At 35.4% G+C, this 17,165-nt stretch carries 15 protein-coding genes; 12 read left to right on the forward strand and 3 right to left on the reverse strand.

The window, feature by feature from the left end; translation table 11 throughout:
* Window positions 1–4: 4 nt before the first annotated feature.
* The 3 genes from nagB (at window position 5) to BKP56_RS05765 (ending at window position 2,599) form a co-directional block, all read left to right on the forward strand.
* Complete coding sequence (gene nagB, locus BKP56_RS05755; RefSeq protein ID WP_072696005.1) at window positions 5–703, forward strand: glucosamine-6-phosphate deaminase; 699 nt, start codon at window positions 5–7, stop codon at window positions 701–703.
* A 104-nt stretch (window positions 704–807) separates the two neighbouring features.
* The gene (locus BKP56_RS05760) at window positions 808–1,524 is read left to right on the forward strand and encodes a GntR family transcriptional regulator (RefSeq protein WP_072694214.1); all 717 of its coding nucleotides are present in this window, start codon (window positions 808–810) and stop codon (window positions 1,522–1,524) included.
* 256 nt (window positions 1,525–1,780) lie between these two features.
* Window positions 1,781–2,599, forward strand: coding sequence for an SGNH/GDSL hydrolase family protein (locus BKP56_RS05765; RefSeq protein WP_072694215.1), 819 nt, complete (start codon window positions 1,781–1,783; stop codon window positions 2,597–2,599).
* A gap of 74 nt (window positions 2,600–2,673) precedes the next feature.
* Here the strand turns inward: BKP56_RS05765 and BKP56_RS05770 are convergent, their stop codons facing one another.
* Window positions 2,674–3,774 carry an LCP family protein gene (locus BKP56_RS05770; RefSeq protein WP_072694216.1) on the reverse strand — a complete coding sequence of 367 codons (1,101 nt, stop codon included), beginning with the start codon at window positions 3,772–3,774 and terminating at the stop codon, window positions 2,674–2,676.
* A gap of 167 nt (window positions 3,775–3,941) precedes the next feature.
* Here BKP56_RS05770 and BKP56_RS05775 point away from each other — a divergent pair, with 167 nt between their 5' ends.
* A complete protein-coding gene (locus tag BKP56_RS05775) occupies window positions 3,942–5,033 on the forward strand; it encodes a glycosyltransferase family 4 protein (RefSeq protein WP_072696007.1) in 1,092 nt (363 codons plus the stop codon).
* A gap of 21 nt (window positions 5,034–5,054) precedes the next feature.
* Here BKP56_RS05775 and BKP56_RS05780 read toward each other — a convergent pair whose 3' ends face one another.
* Window positions 5,055–6,164, reverse strand: coding sequence for an LCP family protein (locus BKP56_RS05780; RefSeq protein ID WP_072694217.1), 1,110 nt, complete (start codon window positions 6,162–6,164; stop codon window positions 5,055–5,057).
* Between the two features lie 182 nt (window positions 6,165–6,346).
* The gene (locus BKP56_RS05785) at window positions 6,347–6,982 is read right to left on the reverse strand and encodes a YigZ family protein (protein WP_072694218.1); all 636 of its coding nucleotides are present in this window, start codon (window positions 6,980–6,982) and stop codon (window positions 6,347–6,349) included.
* Window positions 6,983–7,144: 162 nt separating this feature from the next.
* Between BKP56_RS05785 and BKP56_RS05790 the strand changes: the two genes are divergently transcribed.
* From BKP56_RS05790 to ftsX, 8 genes are all read left to right on the forward strand, one after another.
* Entirely contained in the window at window positions 7,145–8,002 is an 858-nt protein-coding gene (locus tag BKP56_RS05790; RefSeq protein WP_072694219.1) for a DegV family protein, read from the forward strand.
* Between the two features lie 155 nt (window positions 8,003–8,157).
* Entirely contained in the window at window positions 8,158–9,531 is a 1,374-nt protein-coding gene (locus tag BKP56_RS05795) for a DEAD/DEAH box helicase (RefSeq protein ID WP_072694220.1), read from the forward strand.
* Between the two features lie 184 nt (window positions 9,532–9,715).
* The gene (locus BKP56_RS05800; RefSeq protein ID WP_177206305.1) at window positions 9,716–10,219 is read left to right on the forward strand and encodes a ComF family protein; all 504 of its coding nucleotides are present in this window, start codon (window positions 9,716–9,718) and stop codon (window positions 10,217–10,219) included.
* 160 nt (window positions 10,220–10,379) lie between these two features.
* The gene (hpf, locus tag BKP56_RS05805; RefSeq protein WP_072694222.1) at window positions 10,380–10,958 is read left to right on the forward strand and encodes a ribosome hibernation-promoting factor, HPF/YfiA family; all 579 of its coding nucleotides are present in this window, start codon (window positions 10,380–10,382) and stop codon (window positions 10,956–10,958) included.
* Between the two features lie 312 nt (window positions 10,959–11,270).
* A complete protein-coding gene (gene secA, locus BKP56_RS05810) occupies window positions 11,271–13,736 on the forward strand; it encodes a preprotein translocase subunit SecA (protein ID WP_072694223.1) in 2,466 nt (821 codons plus the stop codon).
* 219 nt (window positions 13,737–13,955) lie between these two features.
* A protein-coding gene (gene prfB, locus BKP56_RS05815; protein WP_198034001.1) for a peptide chain release factor 2 occupies window positions 13,956–15,066 on the forward strand; the annotation gives its coding sequence in 2 pieces (ribosomal slippage) (window positions 13,956–14,027 and window positions 14,029–15,066; 1,110 coding nt in all).
* Window positions 15,067–15,510: 444 nt separating this feature from the next.
* On the forward strand, window positions 15,511–16,197 hold the full coding sequence (gene ftsE, locus BKP56_RS05820; RefSeq protein ID WP_072694225.1) for a cell division ATP-binding protein FtsE: 687 nt from the start codon (window positions 15,511–15,513) through the stop codon (window positions 16,195–16,197).
* Entirely contained in the window at window positions 16,187–17,074 is an 888-nt protein-coding gene (ftsX, locus tag BKP56_RS05825; RefSeq protein ID WP_072694226.1) for a permease-like cell division protein FtsX, read from the forward strand. The genes ftsE and ftsX overlap by 11 nt, the downstream gene beginning before the upstream one ends.
* The last annotated feature ends 91 nt before the right edge of the window (window positions 17,075–17,165 follow it).

Raw genomic sequence — 17,165 nt, forward strand, 5'->3', positions numbered from 1 at the left:
AAAAATGAATGTAATTATAACAAAAGATAAAGTAGAAGGCGGAAAAAAGGCATTTGAATTAGTTGAAAAAGCAATCCATAGTGATGCAGCAGTGTTGGGACTGGCTACTGGAAGTACACCTGAAACCCTCTACAAAGAAATGAGGGCAAGTAATACGGATTATTCGAACTTGATTTCTATTAATCTGGATGAATATAAAGGCCTTCCTGCAGATCATCCACAAAGTTATCATACTTTTATGCAAGAAAATTTATTTAAAGATAAACCTTTTAAAAAAAGTTTTATTCCTGATGGATTAGGGGATGAAGATGAAGAAGTAAAAAGGTACAATAAGATTATAGAAGAATACCCTATCGACTTGCAGATTCTTGGTATTGGCACAAATGCTCACATTGGGTTCAATGAGCCTGGCACATCTTTTCTACAAGAAACACATGTTGAAAAGCTTACTGAGGCAACAATTAATGCAAATAAGAGATATTTTGAGTCCGAAGAAGATGTACCTAAATATGCATTTTCTATGGGAATCAAGTCCATTTTATCTGCAAAAAAAATTCTGTTAATGGCCTTTGGTGAGAGTAAAGCTGAAGCAGTACATGATATGCTTAATGGACCAATCACTGAGCAAGTACCAGCCAGCATTTTACAGACGCATGATGATGTTACGGTCATAATCGATGAGGCAGCTGCAAGCAAACTTTAAGGTATTCTAACACCCCTAATGTCTTGTAGAGTGAAAGCTGATGTTTGTTTATCAGTGAAACTTTTGAATTAGTTTGACATATGGAGTTAGAAAGGAAGAATTGCATGCCAAAAAAAATGCCTGTATATATTCAAATGCATAACCAGATGAGAGAATGGATCAATACTGGTGAATGGAAAGAAGGAACCAAAATTCCTTCTGAAAGAGATTTAGCTTTACAGTTTGATGTGAGTCGTATGACGGCTAGACAAGCAGTAAATACCCTCGTAGATGAAGGATTACTTGAAAGACGAAGAGGTTCAGGTACATTCGTAGCTTTAGAAAAAGTTCGAGAAAAAATGAGTGGTGTACCAAGTTTTACTGAAACTGTTGAGCGCCAAGGGAAAACTCCTACAAGCCAATTAGTTGCTTTCCACACTAAACCAGCTAGTATCAGTGAAGCTGAAAAACTAATGATCGAACACAATGAAGAAGTTCTGATCATGGAAAGAATCCGTTCGGCGGATGGAGTTCCGATTTGTTATGAAGTAGCAACAATCCCTTATAAATATGTGAAAGATTTAAGTAAAAAACAAATTACACAGCATTTGTTTAAAACGCTGGAAGTAGAAAAAGGCATGCGGGTAGATCATGCAGAACAGACGATTTCGGCTACTTGGGCATCGGAATCAATAGCAGAGATGTTGGGAATCAAGCGAGGTTCTTCTGTTCTCAGATTACGGCAAGTCAGTTATAGCCAAGATGGTACGCCATTTGAATATGTTCGTTCTCAATATGTGGGAGATCGGTATGAATTTTTCTTGGAAGCAACTAAAAAGTAGTTTGGGGAACGCAGCGACTAATGAAGTACATTATTTCTAATAAATGAATTTTTTAAAACCTGAAGAGTACTTACTCTTTAGGTTTTTTAAGTTTTTAAAAGATTATAATCACCAAGTTAAAAAATGTGCCAGAAATATAACAATATATATTTTTTTAAGACAATTGATTAAGAATTCGATAAAATGGTACTGTTTTACAGTAGACTGTTAACCAGAAAGATAATCAATTACTTTAATTAAAAGGAGAGCAAATCTTATGAAGGAAAAGTTAAAGCTGGCAAAAACAAATTATTTAATAGCTGTTTTTCTCATATTGGTCTCCTTGAGCATTTTGTATTGGTTTTTAACAAAACAACAAGAAGCAGAGTCACAAGAACTCACTGAAGAGTATATGGAGCTGACAACTAAAGATTCTGAAAGCATCTTGGATAGAGCCAAGTTTATAACTAAGCGAGATGGACAAGTCGATATTGCTGTATTGGGAAGTAGTGTAACAAGAGGGAAAGGAGCTACTGCTGAACAGCCAGTTTGGGGAACGAGAGTAGAACAACGTTTGAACCAGTATGAAGAAATCAATGCTAAAGTGTGGAACAGAGGATACAATGGCTATAGCACTACCGATTTACTAGTTCAGGAAAAGATTACTGAAACGATTGAATCAAAGCCTGATATTGTTATTTTTGAGCTTTGTCTAATCAACAACAATCGATTTCCTCAAAACGATCTATCCTTAACAAAAGAAGAATTAATTGGAATTATGAATCGATTCCAGGAAAATCTGCCTAATACGTTAGTTATTCTTACGACAGCGAATCCCACTATTTATAACGATATATATTTAGATAATGGAACTTTAACCTATGATCAATATAATGATGAAGTGAGTGCTTTTGTTCAAAAACAAGGATGGAATTTTATTGATATTTATTCACTGATGTCCAGAAAAATTGCAAATTCTAATCATTCGTTAGAATACTATTTAGATGATGCAGTACATCCGAATGGAGAAGGATATAACTTATGGTATACACTACTTGATGAAAGGCTGAGTAAACCATTGTCAGACTTGAAGTAATGGATAAAAAAGTCTTACCGATTCAATTATTGAATCGGTAAGACTTTTTTTATAGTAGAGTTCTTGGGTTGAGGTTACTCTGTTTCTTCGTATTGTTCCTCTTCTAGTGGATTAGAAAATGAATCACCAGACTCAGAAGGAATATTTTCTAATTCTTCATCGATCCCTACTTCGCCTTCGTCGATACTGTCAGTGGAAGGATCTAATTCTAAGTGCTCACGTAATGTACTTTGAATTTCTTCAATAGATTCATCAAAAGGAAGCCAGACATATAGATCTAGATCATAGGAAGGGAAATAGACGTAATCTGCTTCGCCTTGTATTTCAAGGGATTCAACATCATTTGCAGCTTCTGTATAATTATTGGCAATTGTCCAGATTTGTTGACCAGAAAGATTCGTTTGAAGATTTTCTCTTACAGCATCCATTATTGGAGCGAAGTTTACAAATGAGTCTAGAGACATTAGTTTTTCTGCTAATGTTTGGATGACTTCCTGTTGTCTTTCTTGTCTACCCCAATCGCCTCTTGGATCTTGTTTTCTCATTCGGGCATATCCTAAAGCATGTTCTCCATCTACAGTTTGCAGACCCTCTTCGATTTCGATAGCATCTGAATTTTCGTCACTATCTTGTACGGTGAAAGCTAATGGTGAATCTACTGTAATCCCACCTACTGCATCGACAAGATCCACTAAGCCTTCAAAATTCAGAGTTGCGTAATAAGAAATAGGGATGTCTAGATATTCTTCAACATAATCAATGGTTCCAGAAACACCGTAGATCGTATAGAGAGCATTGATCTTTTCTGAACGGTCTGAATCAGGTAAAGTAATCATCGTGTCTCGAGGGATAGAAACAAGTTTTACAGATTCCTCATTAGGGTTAATAGTCGCAACAATTAATGTATCAGAACGTCTGGTTCCATCAGCGTCATCGAGCCCAAGTAATAAAACAGAAAAGGGATGTAATTCTTCTAGACGTGCATCTTGTTCGGAAGTGTCTTGTAGCTCTTCAGGTGTATTTTCAGATACATCACTTAAAACGCGTATGATTTCACTGCCGTAGTAGCCTACTACGGTTCCAGTAACGAAAAAAACTAAAACTAAGATAGTAAATAAAATTCGTTTAATCCATTTATTTCTTTTTTGTCTTTTAACATGTTTTTGTGAACGCATGTCAACCTCGATTCTTTAATTAACTCATTTATTATTTTTTGTTTTAATATTGTAATTCTATTCTCCAGTTTAATTCAGATGATGTAATAATGCAATTGTGTTTTCGATTCTTTCAATGTTATAATGAAAGAAAGTTTACCAGAAATGGGATAGTTAAAATGTATGATATGTACTTAGTTCTTCTTGTCTGTATTGCCACTGTAATACTCAGTATGATTTTGACTGCTGTTTATAAAAGAGTCGCAATGAAATTCAATTGGGTAGATGTCCCGGATGCAAGAAGAGTTCACAATAAAATAATGCCAACAATGGGCGGGATTGCAATTTTTATTGCTTTTTATTTCGCGCTGTTTATTTTGCTGCCGATACCAACTTCACTGATACTTCCCATTTTTTTGGGTTCGCTGATCGTTTTGTTGACAGGGTGTATAGATGATCTGAAAAACTTAACGCCATTACTAAAAGTAATGGGTATTTTGCTAGGTGCTTTAGTTGTTTATTACTTTGGCGGTATCTCCCTGGAAACAATGACACTACCATTGTTTGGAACATTAGAATTTGGTTCTTGGAGTCTGCCTTTTACTTTACTCTGGATTCTCGGATTTACTAATGCAGTGAATTTGATTGATGGGCTGGATGGTCTCGCAAGTGGTGTTTCCATTATCGCACTTACAACTATGGGAATCATCGGGTTCTTTTTCCTGACAATACAAGAAGTGTCAATATCAATTATGATTTTTGTACTTGTAGCTGCTATTGCAGGCTTTTTACCTTATAACTTTCATCCTGCTAGTCTTTTTCTTGGAGACACGGGTGCGTTATTTATAGGATTTATGATTGGAATATTTTCTCTGCAAGGTTTGAAAAATGCTACACTTATTTCACTTGTCTTACCGGTCGTTATTTTAGGAATACCAGTCACTGACACACTATTTGCAATGATTCGAAGAAAAATGAATCGGCAGTCAATTTCGGTTGCAGATAAAAATCACATTCATCATCGGTTGATGTCTTTAGGTTTATCTCACAGACAAACCGTGCTAGCCATTTATAGTGTATCAGCTATTTTCTCAATCATTGCTTTATTGTATAATTTTTCAACATTCTGGGGTTCAATTTTACTAACTATTTCAGTATTTGTAGGTGTAGAATTGTTCGTAGAGATTATTGGATTAGTTGGGGCAGATAGAAGGCCGTTATTAAAATCAATACGAGAATTTGGATATAAATTAAACAAAAAGAAACCAGACGATAAATAATCATCTGGTTTCTTTTTGTATTTACTGTGAATCTGTCTCTGGTTCAGCAGTTTCAAGTTCTGTTATAGTAGTCTCTTGATTAGAAGAGTTGTTTGATGTGGTCTCTTCATCATTATTCTCATCAGTATAAGCTGAATCATCAGAGAAATTTGGATCAAGAGAATTTTGTAATTCCAGTTGGATATTTGCAAAGCTAGTTGGATCGATTTTAACTAGATCCATGCCTCTTTCAGTAAAGCTTGACCATTCAAAAACGTGTGATTGTATTGCGAAGTCAGAATTAAGACCCGTTTTAGCAAGAGCAGTCATATCACTGATACGCATATTCGTACGCATATTAGCCCCGACTGTTTCAACAATATCCGTATATTTAGGAATGGAACCGATATTTAAAGCTTTTTTCATAATCGCTTCTATTACTAGCTGCTGGCGATGGCCGCGTTCTACATCGTTGTCAATTTTTCTAGTTCTAGCTAGTGCAAGCGCTTCTTCTCCGTTTAACGTTTGTAGTCCTTCCTCTAAATGAATCATTCCAGATTTTCCAGAAGAATCTTGCTCAGAGAAGGTGATAGGGACATCCATTTCAATCCCGCCTAAAGCATCAATGATCTCTAAAAAAGCATCAAAATTGAAAGTAGCATAATAGTGGATAGGCACGTCTAGCCATGATTCTACAGTTTCGATCATTGTACTTTCTTGCCCTAGTGCATAAGCAGAATTAATCCGATCGTACTTAACGATTTGATTATCTTGCATGATCGGTACATAAGTATCACGGGGAATAGAAACCATATTCATTTTGCGAGTAATCGGATTTACAGTAGCGTAAATAATGGAATCTGCACGAGTTGAACCCAAAGATCGAGAATTTTCTTGATCGTTATCGACCCCAAGGATCAGAAAAGATACGGGTTCGGTTATTGGATCAACCTCTGCGACTGGAGTAGATCGTTCTACTTCTTGATAAGAAGCTTCAATTGCATTTTCAGTTGTAGCAAGCAGTCTTGCAAAATAAGCCATAGCAAATAAAATGATGGTGAAAAGTGGAATGAGAATAGCTAAGGCAATTTTTTGTTTTTTCTTTTTACTTGAACGTCGTACATTAGAACGACTATTATTATTTTTAGACAAATCTAGTACTCCTTTATAGGAAGAAAGTTTAATAAATGGCAAAATAATCTATTCTACATTATTATCTTTCTAGTTGTTAGTGTCAAGCTTAGACAGAAAATTTTATGATACTGTATAGTTTATGTGCAAAACTAGACACAAAATTATCATATTTGTAAAAATATAGATTAAATTAATAAATTTTATTCACTTACTTCTAATTCAATCCAGGCTTGTTTCCCTCGGGTACAAACTCCTTGGTCACTAGTCCATTCGGTTACTTCGTTAAGGAACTGTTCGATATTCTCTAAACGAATTAGACATTCAAAACTTACTGATTCAGTATAATGGATTTCCTGTAAAATATATTCAGATTGTCTAAGCTGATTTTCAAATTTTCCACTCATAGGATAAGAAACACTTACAGTAATGAATTGGTGTAACTGGCGTTCAACTATTCCAATAGAAGAAAGAGCAGCGTTGACAGAACCACTGTAAGCTCTAATCAGTCCTCCGGCACCCAATTTTATCCCGCCAAAATATCTTGTGACAACAGCGGTAATGTTATTTAAGTTTCTTTTCTTAAGAATCTCTAACATAGGAACGCCGGCAGTACCGCTTGGTTCGCCATCATCATGAGCGCGCTGGAATTCTTGTCTTTCTCCCAATATGTAAGCTGAACAATTATGATTAGCTTTCCAATGTTCTTTTTTTATTGATTCAATATGGTGTATAGCTTCTTCTTCTGTTTCAGTTCTTTTTAAGTGGCAAATAAAGCGTGATTTTTTTATTTGGATTTCATGCGAACCGTTTTCTTTTATGGTCCGGAAATTCTGCATATTTAAATCAACCTTTCTCTTTTTTATCCAATTAGTGTATAATGAATCTGGTGTGTTTACAAGGCGACTTTTTCATTAGAAATTTAGATATTTTCGCTGAAAATTACTTTTTTATGAAAACCATATATTCTGACTAGAGTATTATAGAGACGAGGTGAAAAGATGAGTATAGCCGTTGTAACAGATAGTACAGCTTATTTATCTCATGAACAATATGATTTATATAATATCTATTCGGTTCCTTTATCATGTATAGTTCAAAGTGAGGTATACAAAGAAGAAATAGATATTACTTCAGAAGAATTTTTTTTAAGAGTACGGGAAATGGATAAACTACCTACTAGTTCACAACCTACTGTGGGAGATTTTACTGCACTTTATGAAGAATTAGGAAAAGAATATGATGCCATTATTAGTATACATTTATCAAGTGGAATTTCAGGGACTTATCAAAATGCAGTAAGTGTGTCACAAGCTATTGAACATGTAGAGATTTATCCTTATGATTCTGAACTGGCAGCTGCCGGGCAAGCATTTCAAGTTATAGAAGCTGCCAAGTTAGCACAAAAAGGTGCTACAGTTGAAGAAATTCTGAAAAAATTAGATCAGATCAAAGAAGCAACAGAATTATATTTTGTTGTAGACGATCTAACAAACCTTGTGAAAGGTGGTAGATTATCAAGAGCTGCAGGAAGTGTAGCCACTCTATTAAGTATTAAACCAGTTTTAACATTTGTAGATGGATTGATTGTACCTTTTGATAAAATACGTACAAAGAAAAAAGCTTTGCGAAAGATTGAAAACTTGTTAGAAGAATCTGTACGTTCTTCTGATTATCCTATCCAAGCTACAGTTGTGCATGCTTTCAGTGAACAAGAAGGCTTAGCATTTAAAGAAAATTTAGAAACGAAATTTCCAGACGTAGAATTTAATCTCAGCTTTTTAGGTCCTGTTATCGGAGTGCATACAGGGGAAGGTGCAATAGGAATGACATGGACAATAAAAACAAGTGATGAATAGTACGATTTATTATTGAATGACAAATTAAGTAAATGAAATTTAGCTGAACTAGCGTATTTATACGCTAGTTTTTTATTTATTAAAGAAAAATAAAGTTATCTTTTCAGATCACTGATCAGTATATAAGTAGAATATTTATATAAGGGGATCATGAAATGAGGGAATGTTTCGATAAATCAATTTTATTTGGTAGAGAAGTATTGAAACAGGAATTAACAGAAGAAAGCGACTTTACAGAAGAGTTAGAGCTTAGGCTAGAGACAAGCACAGGATTTATTAAACGAAACGGAAAAGAATATTGTCGAAGATGCAATGCACCAGTTTATCCCATAGAGCAGAATCAGTGTTACTGTAAACAGCCTTGTACTTATTGCACGAAGTGCATACAGATGGGTAAAGTCAGACGCTGCAGTACATTTTATCATCTTCCAGAACCAAATATTTTTCAAAAAGCTGCTGAACCAATTTTACACTGGAAAGGAAGGTTGTCGTCGCAGCAGGAAATAGCATCTGAGGAGTTGGTTCAGACGATTAAAAAAAATGAAACTAGACTCTTATGGGCAGTAGCTGGAGCTGGTAAAACAGAAATGCTTTTTTCAGGAATCGAAACAGCAATTAGACAAAATAAAAGGATTTGTCTGGCTTCTCCTCGAGTAGATGTTTGTTTAGAATTAGCCCCTAGACTTAAAAACGCCTTTCCAACAGTTACAATGATTGTTTTATACGGAGGTATGGAAGAAGCCTATACTTATACACAGCTTGTGGTGGCGACTACTCATCAGTTGTATCGATTCAAAGAAGCTTTTGATTTGCTGATAATTGATGAAATTGATGCTTTTCCTTTCAGATTAGATGATTCGTTGCAGTTTGCATCAGAAAAAGCACGAAAAAAGGAATCTGCACTTATATATCTTACGGCAACACCAGACAGAATATACCAGAAAAAAATTAAAGAAAACAAAATACAATCTAGTATCTTACCAGCCAGATATCATGGTCATGCTTTGCCAGTTCCTGTAACGGTCAAGGAAAACAATTGGAAAGAACGCTTGCTGAAAAATCCGATGAAAACAAAAGTTTATAGAAAAATATTGGAACTATTAAAATCAGAGAAAAGGTTCTTAGTATTTGTTCCGAATATTAAATGGATGGAACAATTTGAATGTATCTTAAGAGAAGTTATTCCAAAGAAAAAGTTTGAATCAGTTCATTCAGAAGACTCAGATAGAAAAAGAAAAGTCCAAGCTATGCGGGATCAAAAGCTTGATTTTCTATTGACTACAACAATATTAGAGAGAGGTGTCACATTTATAGATATTGATGTACTGGTTATTGGAGCGGATGATCAGATCTATACGGAGTCAGCATTGGTGCAAATAGCGGGACGTGCAGGTCGTTCACCTGATTATCCTAGTGGAGAAGTGATTTATTATCATGACGGTTTGACGATTGCAATCAAAAGAGCAATCAAACAAATAAAAAGAATGAATCATATCGCAAGGAGCAGAGGACTGATAAAAAATGAATAAATGTGTATGGTGTAAAAGAGAAATAATTACAAACTTTTCGATATCTCAACTACTAACTTTTACTAAGATAGAACCTAGAGTGGTTTGCGGAACCTGTGCACTAAAATTTGATACAATTAAACTGGATTTATGCTGCCCAAAGTGTCATAGAAAGCAATTGGATAAATCAATATGTCAGGATTGTATGAACTGGCAGAAAATTTATCCAGATTATCCGTTTAGTCATTACGCTCTTTATTCGTATGATGAATTTGGCAAAGAATGGATGGAGCGTTTCAAATTTACCGGGGATATACGTGTGGCAAAAATGGTAGCAGACAGTTTAGCTAAAGTAATCAGTGGTTATAAAGCAATAGATATGATCATACCGATTCCAATATCGAAAAAGAGTTTTGCAAGGAGAGGATTCAATCAGACAGAGATTTTGCTAAAAACTGCAGGAGTATCCTTTATACAAGTTTTAGAAAACAAGAGTATTGAAAGTAATCAGGCCAGTAAAAACCGTCGAGAACGGTTGGAAACAGTACAGCCTTTTTCAATAAAAAAAGAAATGAAGCCCAAACTCTGTAATAAAAATGTCATGATCATCGATGATGTTTATACAACTGGAAGAACCATACTTTTTGCAGTAGAGTGTGTTTTAGCTGCCGGGGCGCGTAATGTGAAGACGCTGTCTTTATTTAGATAAGAGAATAAAATAAAATACTATAGATACATTGAGAAAGTAACCGCTGTCATGTATAATGAAACTAAGTTAACAAACAAAAGTAAAGTGTTTGTTAAAGAGTTATTTTAAGATTTGTGCTAAAATGACTCAAAGTAAAATAGATTTGGAAGGGTGAAGCAATATGCTAAGATACAATGTTCGCGGAGAAAACATAGAAGTGACCCAAGCAATCAGGGAATATGTTGAGAAAAAAGTAGGTAAGATTGAAAAATATTTTAAAGATGTGCCTGAAGCTAGTGCACATGTTAATCTTAAAACCTACTCTGATAAAACTGCGAAAGTAGAAGTTACAGTACCACTTCCTTATATCGTCTTACGTGCGGAAGAAACTTCTCCAGATTTATATGGAAGCGTTGATCTGGTTGTAAGCAAACTGGAAAGACAAATGAGAAAATATAAAACTAAAATCAATCGTAAAAACCGTAGATCACAAGGTGTGGATGCACCTCAACCTACAAACCCAGATTTATGGGCAGATCTTGATATTGATGATGAAGAGTCATCTACTGAAGAAGAAATTGGAGCAGCTATCGTGCGTACAAAACGTCTAAGCTTGAAACCGATGGATGCTGAAGAAGCAATCCTGCAAATGGATATGTTAGGTCATAATTTCTTTATTTTTGAAGATGCTGATACAAACGGATCAAGCATTGTCTATAAACGTAAAGACGGAAAATATGGATTAATTGAAACAGATTAAGTAAATAAATGGAGGCGAGCAGAGAATGCTCGCCTTTTTTAATGCCTATATTAGTTCGATCTGTTCAGAATGAAACCATCAAACTGGTAAGAGACCATTACCTATATTTGCTTAGATGAAATCAAGAACCTCTCGTCAAGCATCAAGAATCGTTAGATTTACCTAAGTGATGAGTAGTTAACAGTGCGATAACCGGGCTTTTTTTTGTGAAACAATAATGGTATGATAGTATAGTATGAAAATCGGTTAGTATAACTTTTGATATATAACGATAATGAAGAGATTACACGATTAAAGAGGAGATTTATAAAAATGGCTCATTTACTTAAAAATTTGTTTGATAATGACAAGAAAGAACTGCGTCGTTATGGAAAAATTGCCGACCGTATTGAAAGTATGGAAGAAGAAATTGCTGCTTTATCAGATGAAGAATTGAAAGCTCGCACACAAGAATTTAAATCACGCTATCATAACGGTGAAACTTTAGATGATTTATTACCTGAAGCTTTTGCGACTGTTCGTGAAGCAGCTAAACGTGTACTAGGTTTGTTTCCTTTCCGTGTACAGTTAATGGGTGGAATGTCACTCCATGAAGGTAATATCTCTGAAATGAAAACTGGTGAAGGTAAAACGCTGACAGCTACTATGCCGGTTTATTTAAATGCCATTTCTGGAGAAGGCGTGCACGTTGTAACAGTCAATGATTATCTGGCTACTCGTGATGCTGAAGAAATGGGCGAGTTATACCGCTGGATGGGATTGACTGTTGGATTAAATCTTAATGGGAAAAATTCTAGCGAAAAGCGTGAAGCATATAATTGCGATATAACATATTCTACTAATAATGAACTTGGATTCGATTATTTACGAGACAATATGGTCGTATACAAAGAACAAATGGTTCAAAGACCATTGAATTTTGCAATTCTTGATGAAGTGGATTCGATTTTAGTTGATGAGGCAAGAACACCATTAATTATTTCTGGACAGGCTAATCGATCAACTTCTTTTTACACTCGTTGTGACTTCTTTGTCAAAGGATTAAAGGAAGAGGAAGACTACACGATAGATCTGCAGTCCAAATCTATTTCTTTAACTGAAGAAGGGATCGAAAAGGCTGAGAAAACTTTCCGAGTAAACAATTTATATGATCTTGAGAATCAGACTTTAATCCATCACTTGGACCAGTCTTTAAGAGCTAACTTTATTATGCTTTTAGATATTGATTATGTAGTTAATAATGGAGAAGTCAAAATTGTTGATCAGTTTACTGGGCGTATCATGGATGGGCGTCGTTATTCTGACGGATTACACCAAGCTATTGAAGCTAAAGAAGGTGTAGAAATTCAGAAAGAATCTAAAACAATGGCGACTATTACCTTCCAGAACTACTTCCGTATGTATAAGAAGCTATCTGGGATGACAGGTACAGCTAAAACAGAAGAAGAAGAATTTCGTGAGATTTATAATATGAATGTTATTGCAATTCCAACGAACCGCGAACTTATTCGTGATGACCGTGATGACTTATTATATCCGACTTTAGAAAATAAGTTTAATGCAGTAGCTCAAGATATCAAAGAGCGCCATAAAAAAGGTCAACCTATTTTAGTAGGTACAGTAGCTGTTGAAACTTCTGAAAGAATCAGTCGCTTACTAAGAAAAGAAGGCGTTCCACACGAAGTTTTAAATGCGAAAAACCACTTTAGAGAAGCGGAAATTGTCGTGAACGCTGGGCAGCCGGGAGCTGTTACGATCGCTACCAATATGGCTGGTCGTGGTACAGATATTAAATTAGGACCTGGTGTTAAAGAATTAGGTGGACTGGCTGTAATCGGTACTGAAAGACATGAATCAAGACGTATTGATAATCAGTTGCGTGGCCGTTCCGGTCGTCAAGGAGATCCTGGCGTTTCACAATTCTATTTATCTCTTGAAGACGATTTAATGAAACGTTTTGGATCTGAACGTATTCGTATGGTGTTAGAACAATTAAAAATTTCAGAAGATGATGCGGTTATCCAAAGTCGCATGATCAGTCGTCAAGTAGAATCAGCACAAAAACGTGTTGAAGGAAATAATTATGACACTCGTAGAAATGTCCTTAAATACGATGATGTTATGCGTGAACAACGTGAAGTTATCTACACTCAAAGACAAGAAGTCATTCTGGAAGAAGAGTCTTTGAATTATGTAACAGTTCCAATGATTCGTAGAACAATTGAACGTTACGTTCAACTAAACACCCAACAAGAGGATAGAAGTAAATGGAATCTTTCTCACATTGTTGAGTTTGCTCATACTGTTCTGGTACACCCTGATCAGCTATCCGAAGAAGACTTAAATGGTAAATCAGCTGTTGAGATCGAAAATATCCTAGTTGACTTGGCTCGAGAGAATTATGAAGAGAAAACTGACCAGTTGAATGGAAAAGAACAAGTATTAGAATTTGAGAAAGTTGTTATTCTGCGTGTTGTAGACCGTAAATGGACTGATCATATTGATCAGATGGATCAATTGCGTCAAGGGATCGGGCTGCGTTCTTATGGCCAATTCAATCCTTTAACAGAGTACCAGCAAGAAGGATTTACATTATTTGAAGACATGATCGGTGAAATTGAATACGAAGTAACTCGTCTATTGATGAAATCACAAATTCGTCAGAACTTGCAGCGTGAGCAAGCAACACCAAATAGTAATGGTAAAAAGGCTAAACGTGGACAAGCGAAAAAGCCGACATTTTCACATGATGAAGAAACCCACACAAGATTAGGATAGTTTGCGTAATAAGCTGTAATATAGAGAAATGAACCCTCTTACAAATATGAGGCATCTGTAGAATAAGAAAAAAGAACTGAACCAATACTACATTGGTTCACAATTGTTATTCACTTACAGTGAGATGAGAAGTCATATGAGCGAATAAAAGAAATCTTATAAAAACAGATGTTGGTTGTAAGAGGCGTTTTTCTGCCCGAATTTTAGGAGGATATCATAATGGAAATTAGTGAAATAAGGAATGCACTACAAGCAGCAAGCCAGAAAGTATCAGATTTCAGGGGGTCTCTTTGACTTAGAGGCTATGGAAGTTGATATAGCAGAATACGATGAACAAATGTCTGATCCGTCTTTTTGGAATGATCAGCAAAAAGCTCAAATAATCATAGATGAAGCAAATAATGTAAAAAGTACCTATCAGTCTTTTCAATCTTTAGCAAGTCAAGTTGAAGAATATACGACGATGATTGAAATGCTGGAGGAAGAACAAGATGAAGACATCAGAGCTGAATTAGAAGAAGGTATTCAATCGCTGACTAAAGAGATTGAAGCATTTGAATTAGAAATGTTGTTAAGTGAACCGTATGACAATAATAATGCAATCCTTGAAATCCATCCTGGTGCTGGCGGAACTGAATCCCAAGACTGGGGAGAAATGCTTTATAGAATGTACACAAGGTGGTTTGACAAAAAGGGATTTTCATATGAAGTACTTGATTATCAGAATGGTGAAGAAGCGGGCATCAAAAGCGTAACGCTGCTAGTTAAAGGACAGCATGCATATGGTCTTCTCAAAGCTGAAAAAGGCGTTCATAGATTAGTTAGAATATCACCATTTGATTCGAGTGGACGTAGACATACTTCATTTGTATCTATAGATGTTGCGCCAGAAATCAATGAAGATATTGATATTGAAATCAATCCAGATGATATCAGAGTAGATACGTATCGTGCTAGTGGGGCTGGCGGACAGCATATCAATAAAACGGAGTCTGCGGTTAGGATTACGCATAAGGAAACAGGATTAGTAGCAGCTAGCCAGGCAGGAAGATCGCAGCTGGCAAATAAAGAACAAGCAATGAATATGTTAAAAGCAAAATTATATCAAAAAGAACTAGATGAAAAAGCTCAACAAATGGCAGCGATAAAAGGAGAACAAAAAGAAATCGGATGGGGATCTCAAATAAGATCATACGTATTCCATCCTTATTCTATGGTAAAAGATCATAGAACAAATGTGGAAAGCGGAAATACAGATGCTGTTATGGATGGAGAAATTGATATTTTTATAGAAGCTTATTTACGTTCTTTGATACAAACAAATGAGTAAGATAAAAGGTTGTTTCAGGAGGAGATTCCATCTGAAACAACCTTTTTATATACGTAAAATAAGATATGTCAGTAAATGTCAAAATTCAGACATACTTTCAAGTAAGGATTATCATAGGTTTGTAACATTAAAGAAATATATTAAATCCCATATTATTATATCTATTTAGGGTTTAGTGGGAGTTGTGTGCATTTAAATTAGAAAATAGTATTTTAATGTGGTAAAAGTGCACTGATTTTTGGGGATAACCTCATTCGGAAACATAGAAATTATACAATGATGACTTTTTGAAATAATTTTGTAATTGGATTAAAACAGACATCTGTAAATCCAATGATATACTGGAAAAGGCTTGAGAAAGAGAAACAGATTATCGAAGTTTCTTAAGCGTAATGGCCTACCAGAATCGATGATAGTAAATCTAAGTAGATAGGTGAGTATATAATGATTGAAATGTCTAATGTTTACAAGAAATATTCAAACGGCATTACAGCAATAAACGGTTTAGACGTTCGTATAGAGCAAGGAGAATTCGTTTATGTCGTTGGGCCCAGTGGAGCAGGGAAATCTACATTCATAAAAATGATATATAGAGAAGAACTTCCAACAAAAGGAACTGTTAAAGTAGGAGAGTTTGATCTTGCAAGTTTGAAACCTAAAAAGATTCCTTATTTAAGAAGACATGTTGGAGTAGTATTCCAGGATTTTAAACTACTTCCACGACTTACAGTGTACGAAAATGTTGCTTACGCAATGCAGGTATTAGAAAAAAATCCCAAACAAATTCAGAAACGAGTACTTGAAGTTTTAGATCTGGTTGGCTTGAAACATAAAGTCAGAATGTTTCCAAATGAACTTTCAGGAGGAGAACAACAACGTATTGCGATTGCTCGAGCGATTGCCAATATGCCTCGAGTACTAATTGCTGATGAGCCAACGGGTAATTTAGATCCGGAAACGGCTTGGGGAATCATGGAGTTGCTTGAAGAAATCAATAATCAAGGTACGACAATTATAATGGCTACACATAATAGTGAAATTGTAAACCGCGTAAGACATAGAGTGTTAGCAGTTGAAAATGGTCGTATTGCCCGTGATCAAGAAGGAGGGGAATACGGTTATGAAATTTAGAACAGTTAAAAGACATATTATTGAATCATTAAGAAGTATTATTCGTAACGGATGGATGACACTAGCAGCGGTCAGTGCAGTTGCCGTAACGTTGTTGTTGGTAGGCAGTTTTATAGCTTTGCTGATGAACGTAAACAAGTTAGCTTCTGATATTGAAAATAACGTTAGTGTACGTGTTCATATAGATTTAGCGGCTGAAGAAGCAGATCAGGAAACTTTAAGATCAAGTTTAGAAGAATTAGAGCATGTTGAATCGATTGAATTTTCTAGTCGAGATAAAGAATTGGACAACGTAATAGGCAGTTATGGTGAAACATTCGGTTTGTTCGATGGTGATAATAACCCGTTATATGATGTATTCATAGTGAATACTGATTCTCCGGAATCCACCACAGAAGTAGCTGAAGCCGCAGAAGCATTAGATTATGTAGCTGAAGTTGATTACGGCGGATCTGATGCAGACCGATTGTTTGAAGTAATGAGTACAGTTAGAAATGTTGGAACAATTATAATTGTAGCTCTCATTTTTACAGCAGTATTCTTGATAGCTAATACTATCAGAATTACGATTTTCTCAAGAAGAACAGAGATTGAAATCATGAAACTGGTAGGAGCCACCAACTGGTTTATCAGATGGCCATTCCTTATTGAAGGAGCACTGATTGGTTTAATTGGAGCACTGATTCCTGTTTCAATCATTTCTTATGTTTATCTGAGCGGATATGATTCTATGACGAACTATTTAGCAGGTTCCACATATGCTTTATTAGAACCTAACCCATTCCTTTTCTTTATTGTAGCTTTACTGCTAGGTATTGGAATTGTGATTGGGAGCTTGGGATCAGCATTATCAATAAGAAAATTCTTAAAAGTATAATTTAAGTTTTAAAATCTAATGAAACGACAATTTTTATAGAATTTCGTTTCATTAGAATACATAGTGAAAAAATAATTCAATTGAGAAAGAG

Origin of the sequence: Marinilactibacillus sp. 15R, assembly GCF_001895285.1 — a bacterium.
GTDB lineage: Bacteria > Bacillota > Bacilli > Lactobacillales > Carnobacteriaceae_A > Marinilactibacillus > Marinilactibacillus piezotolerans.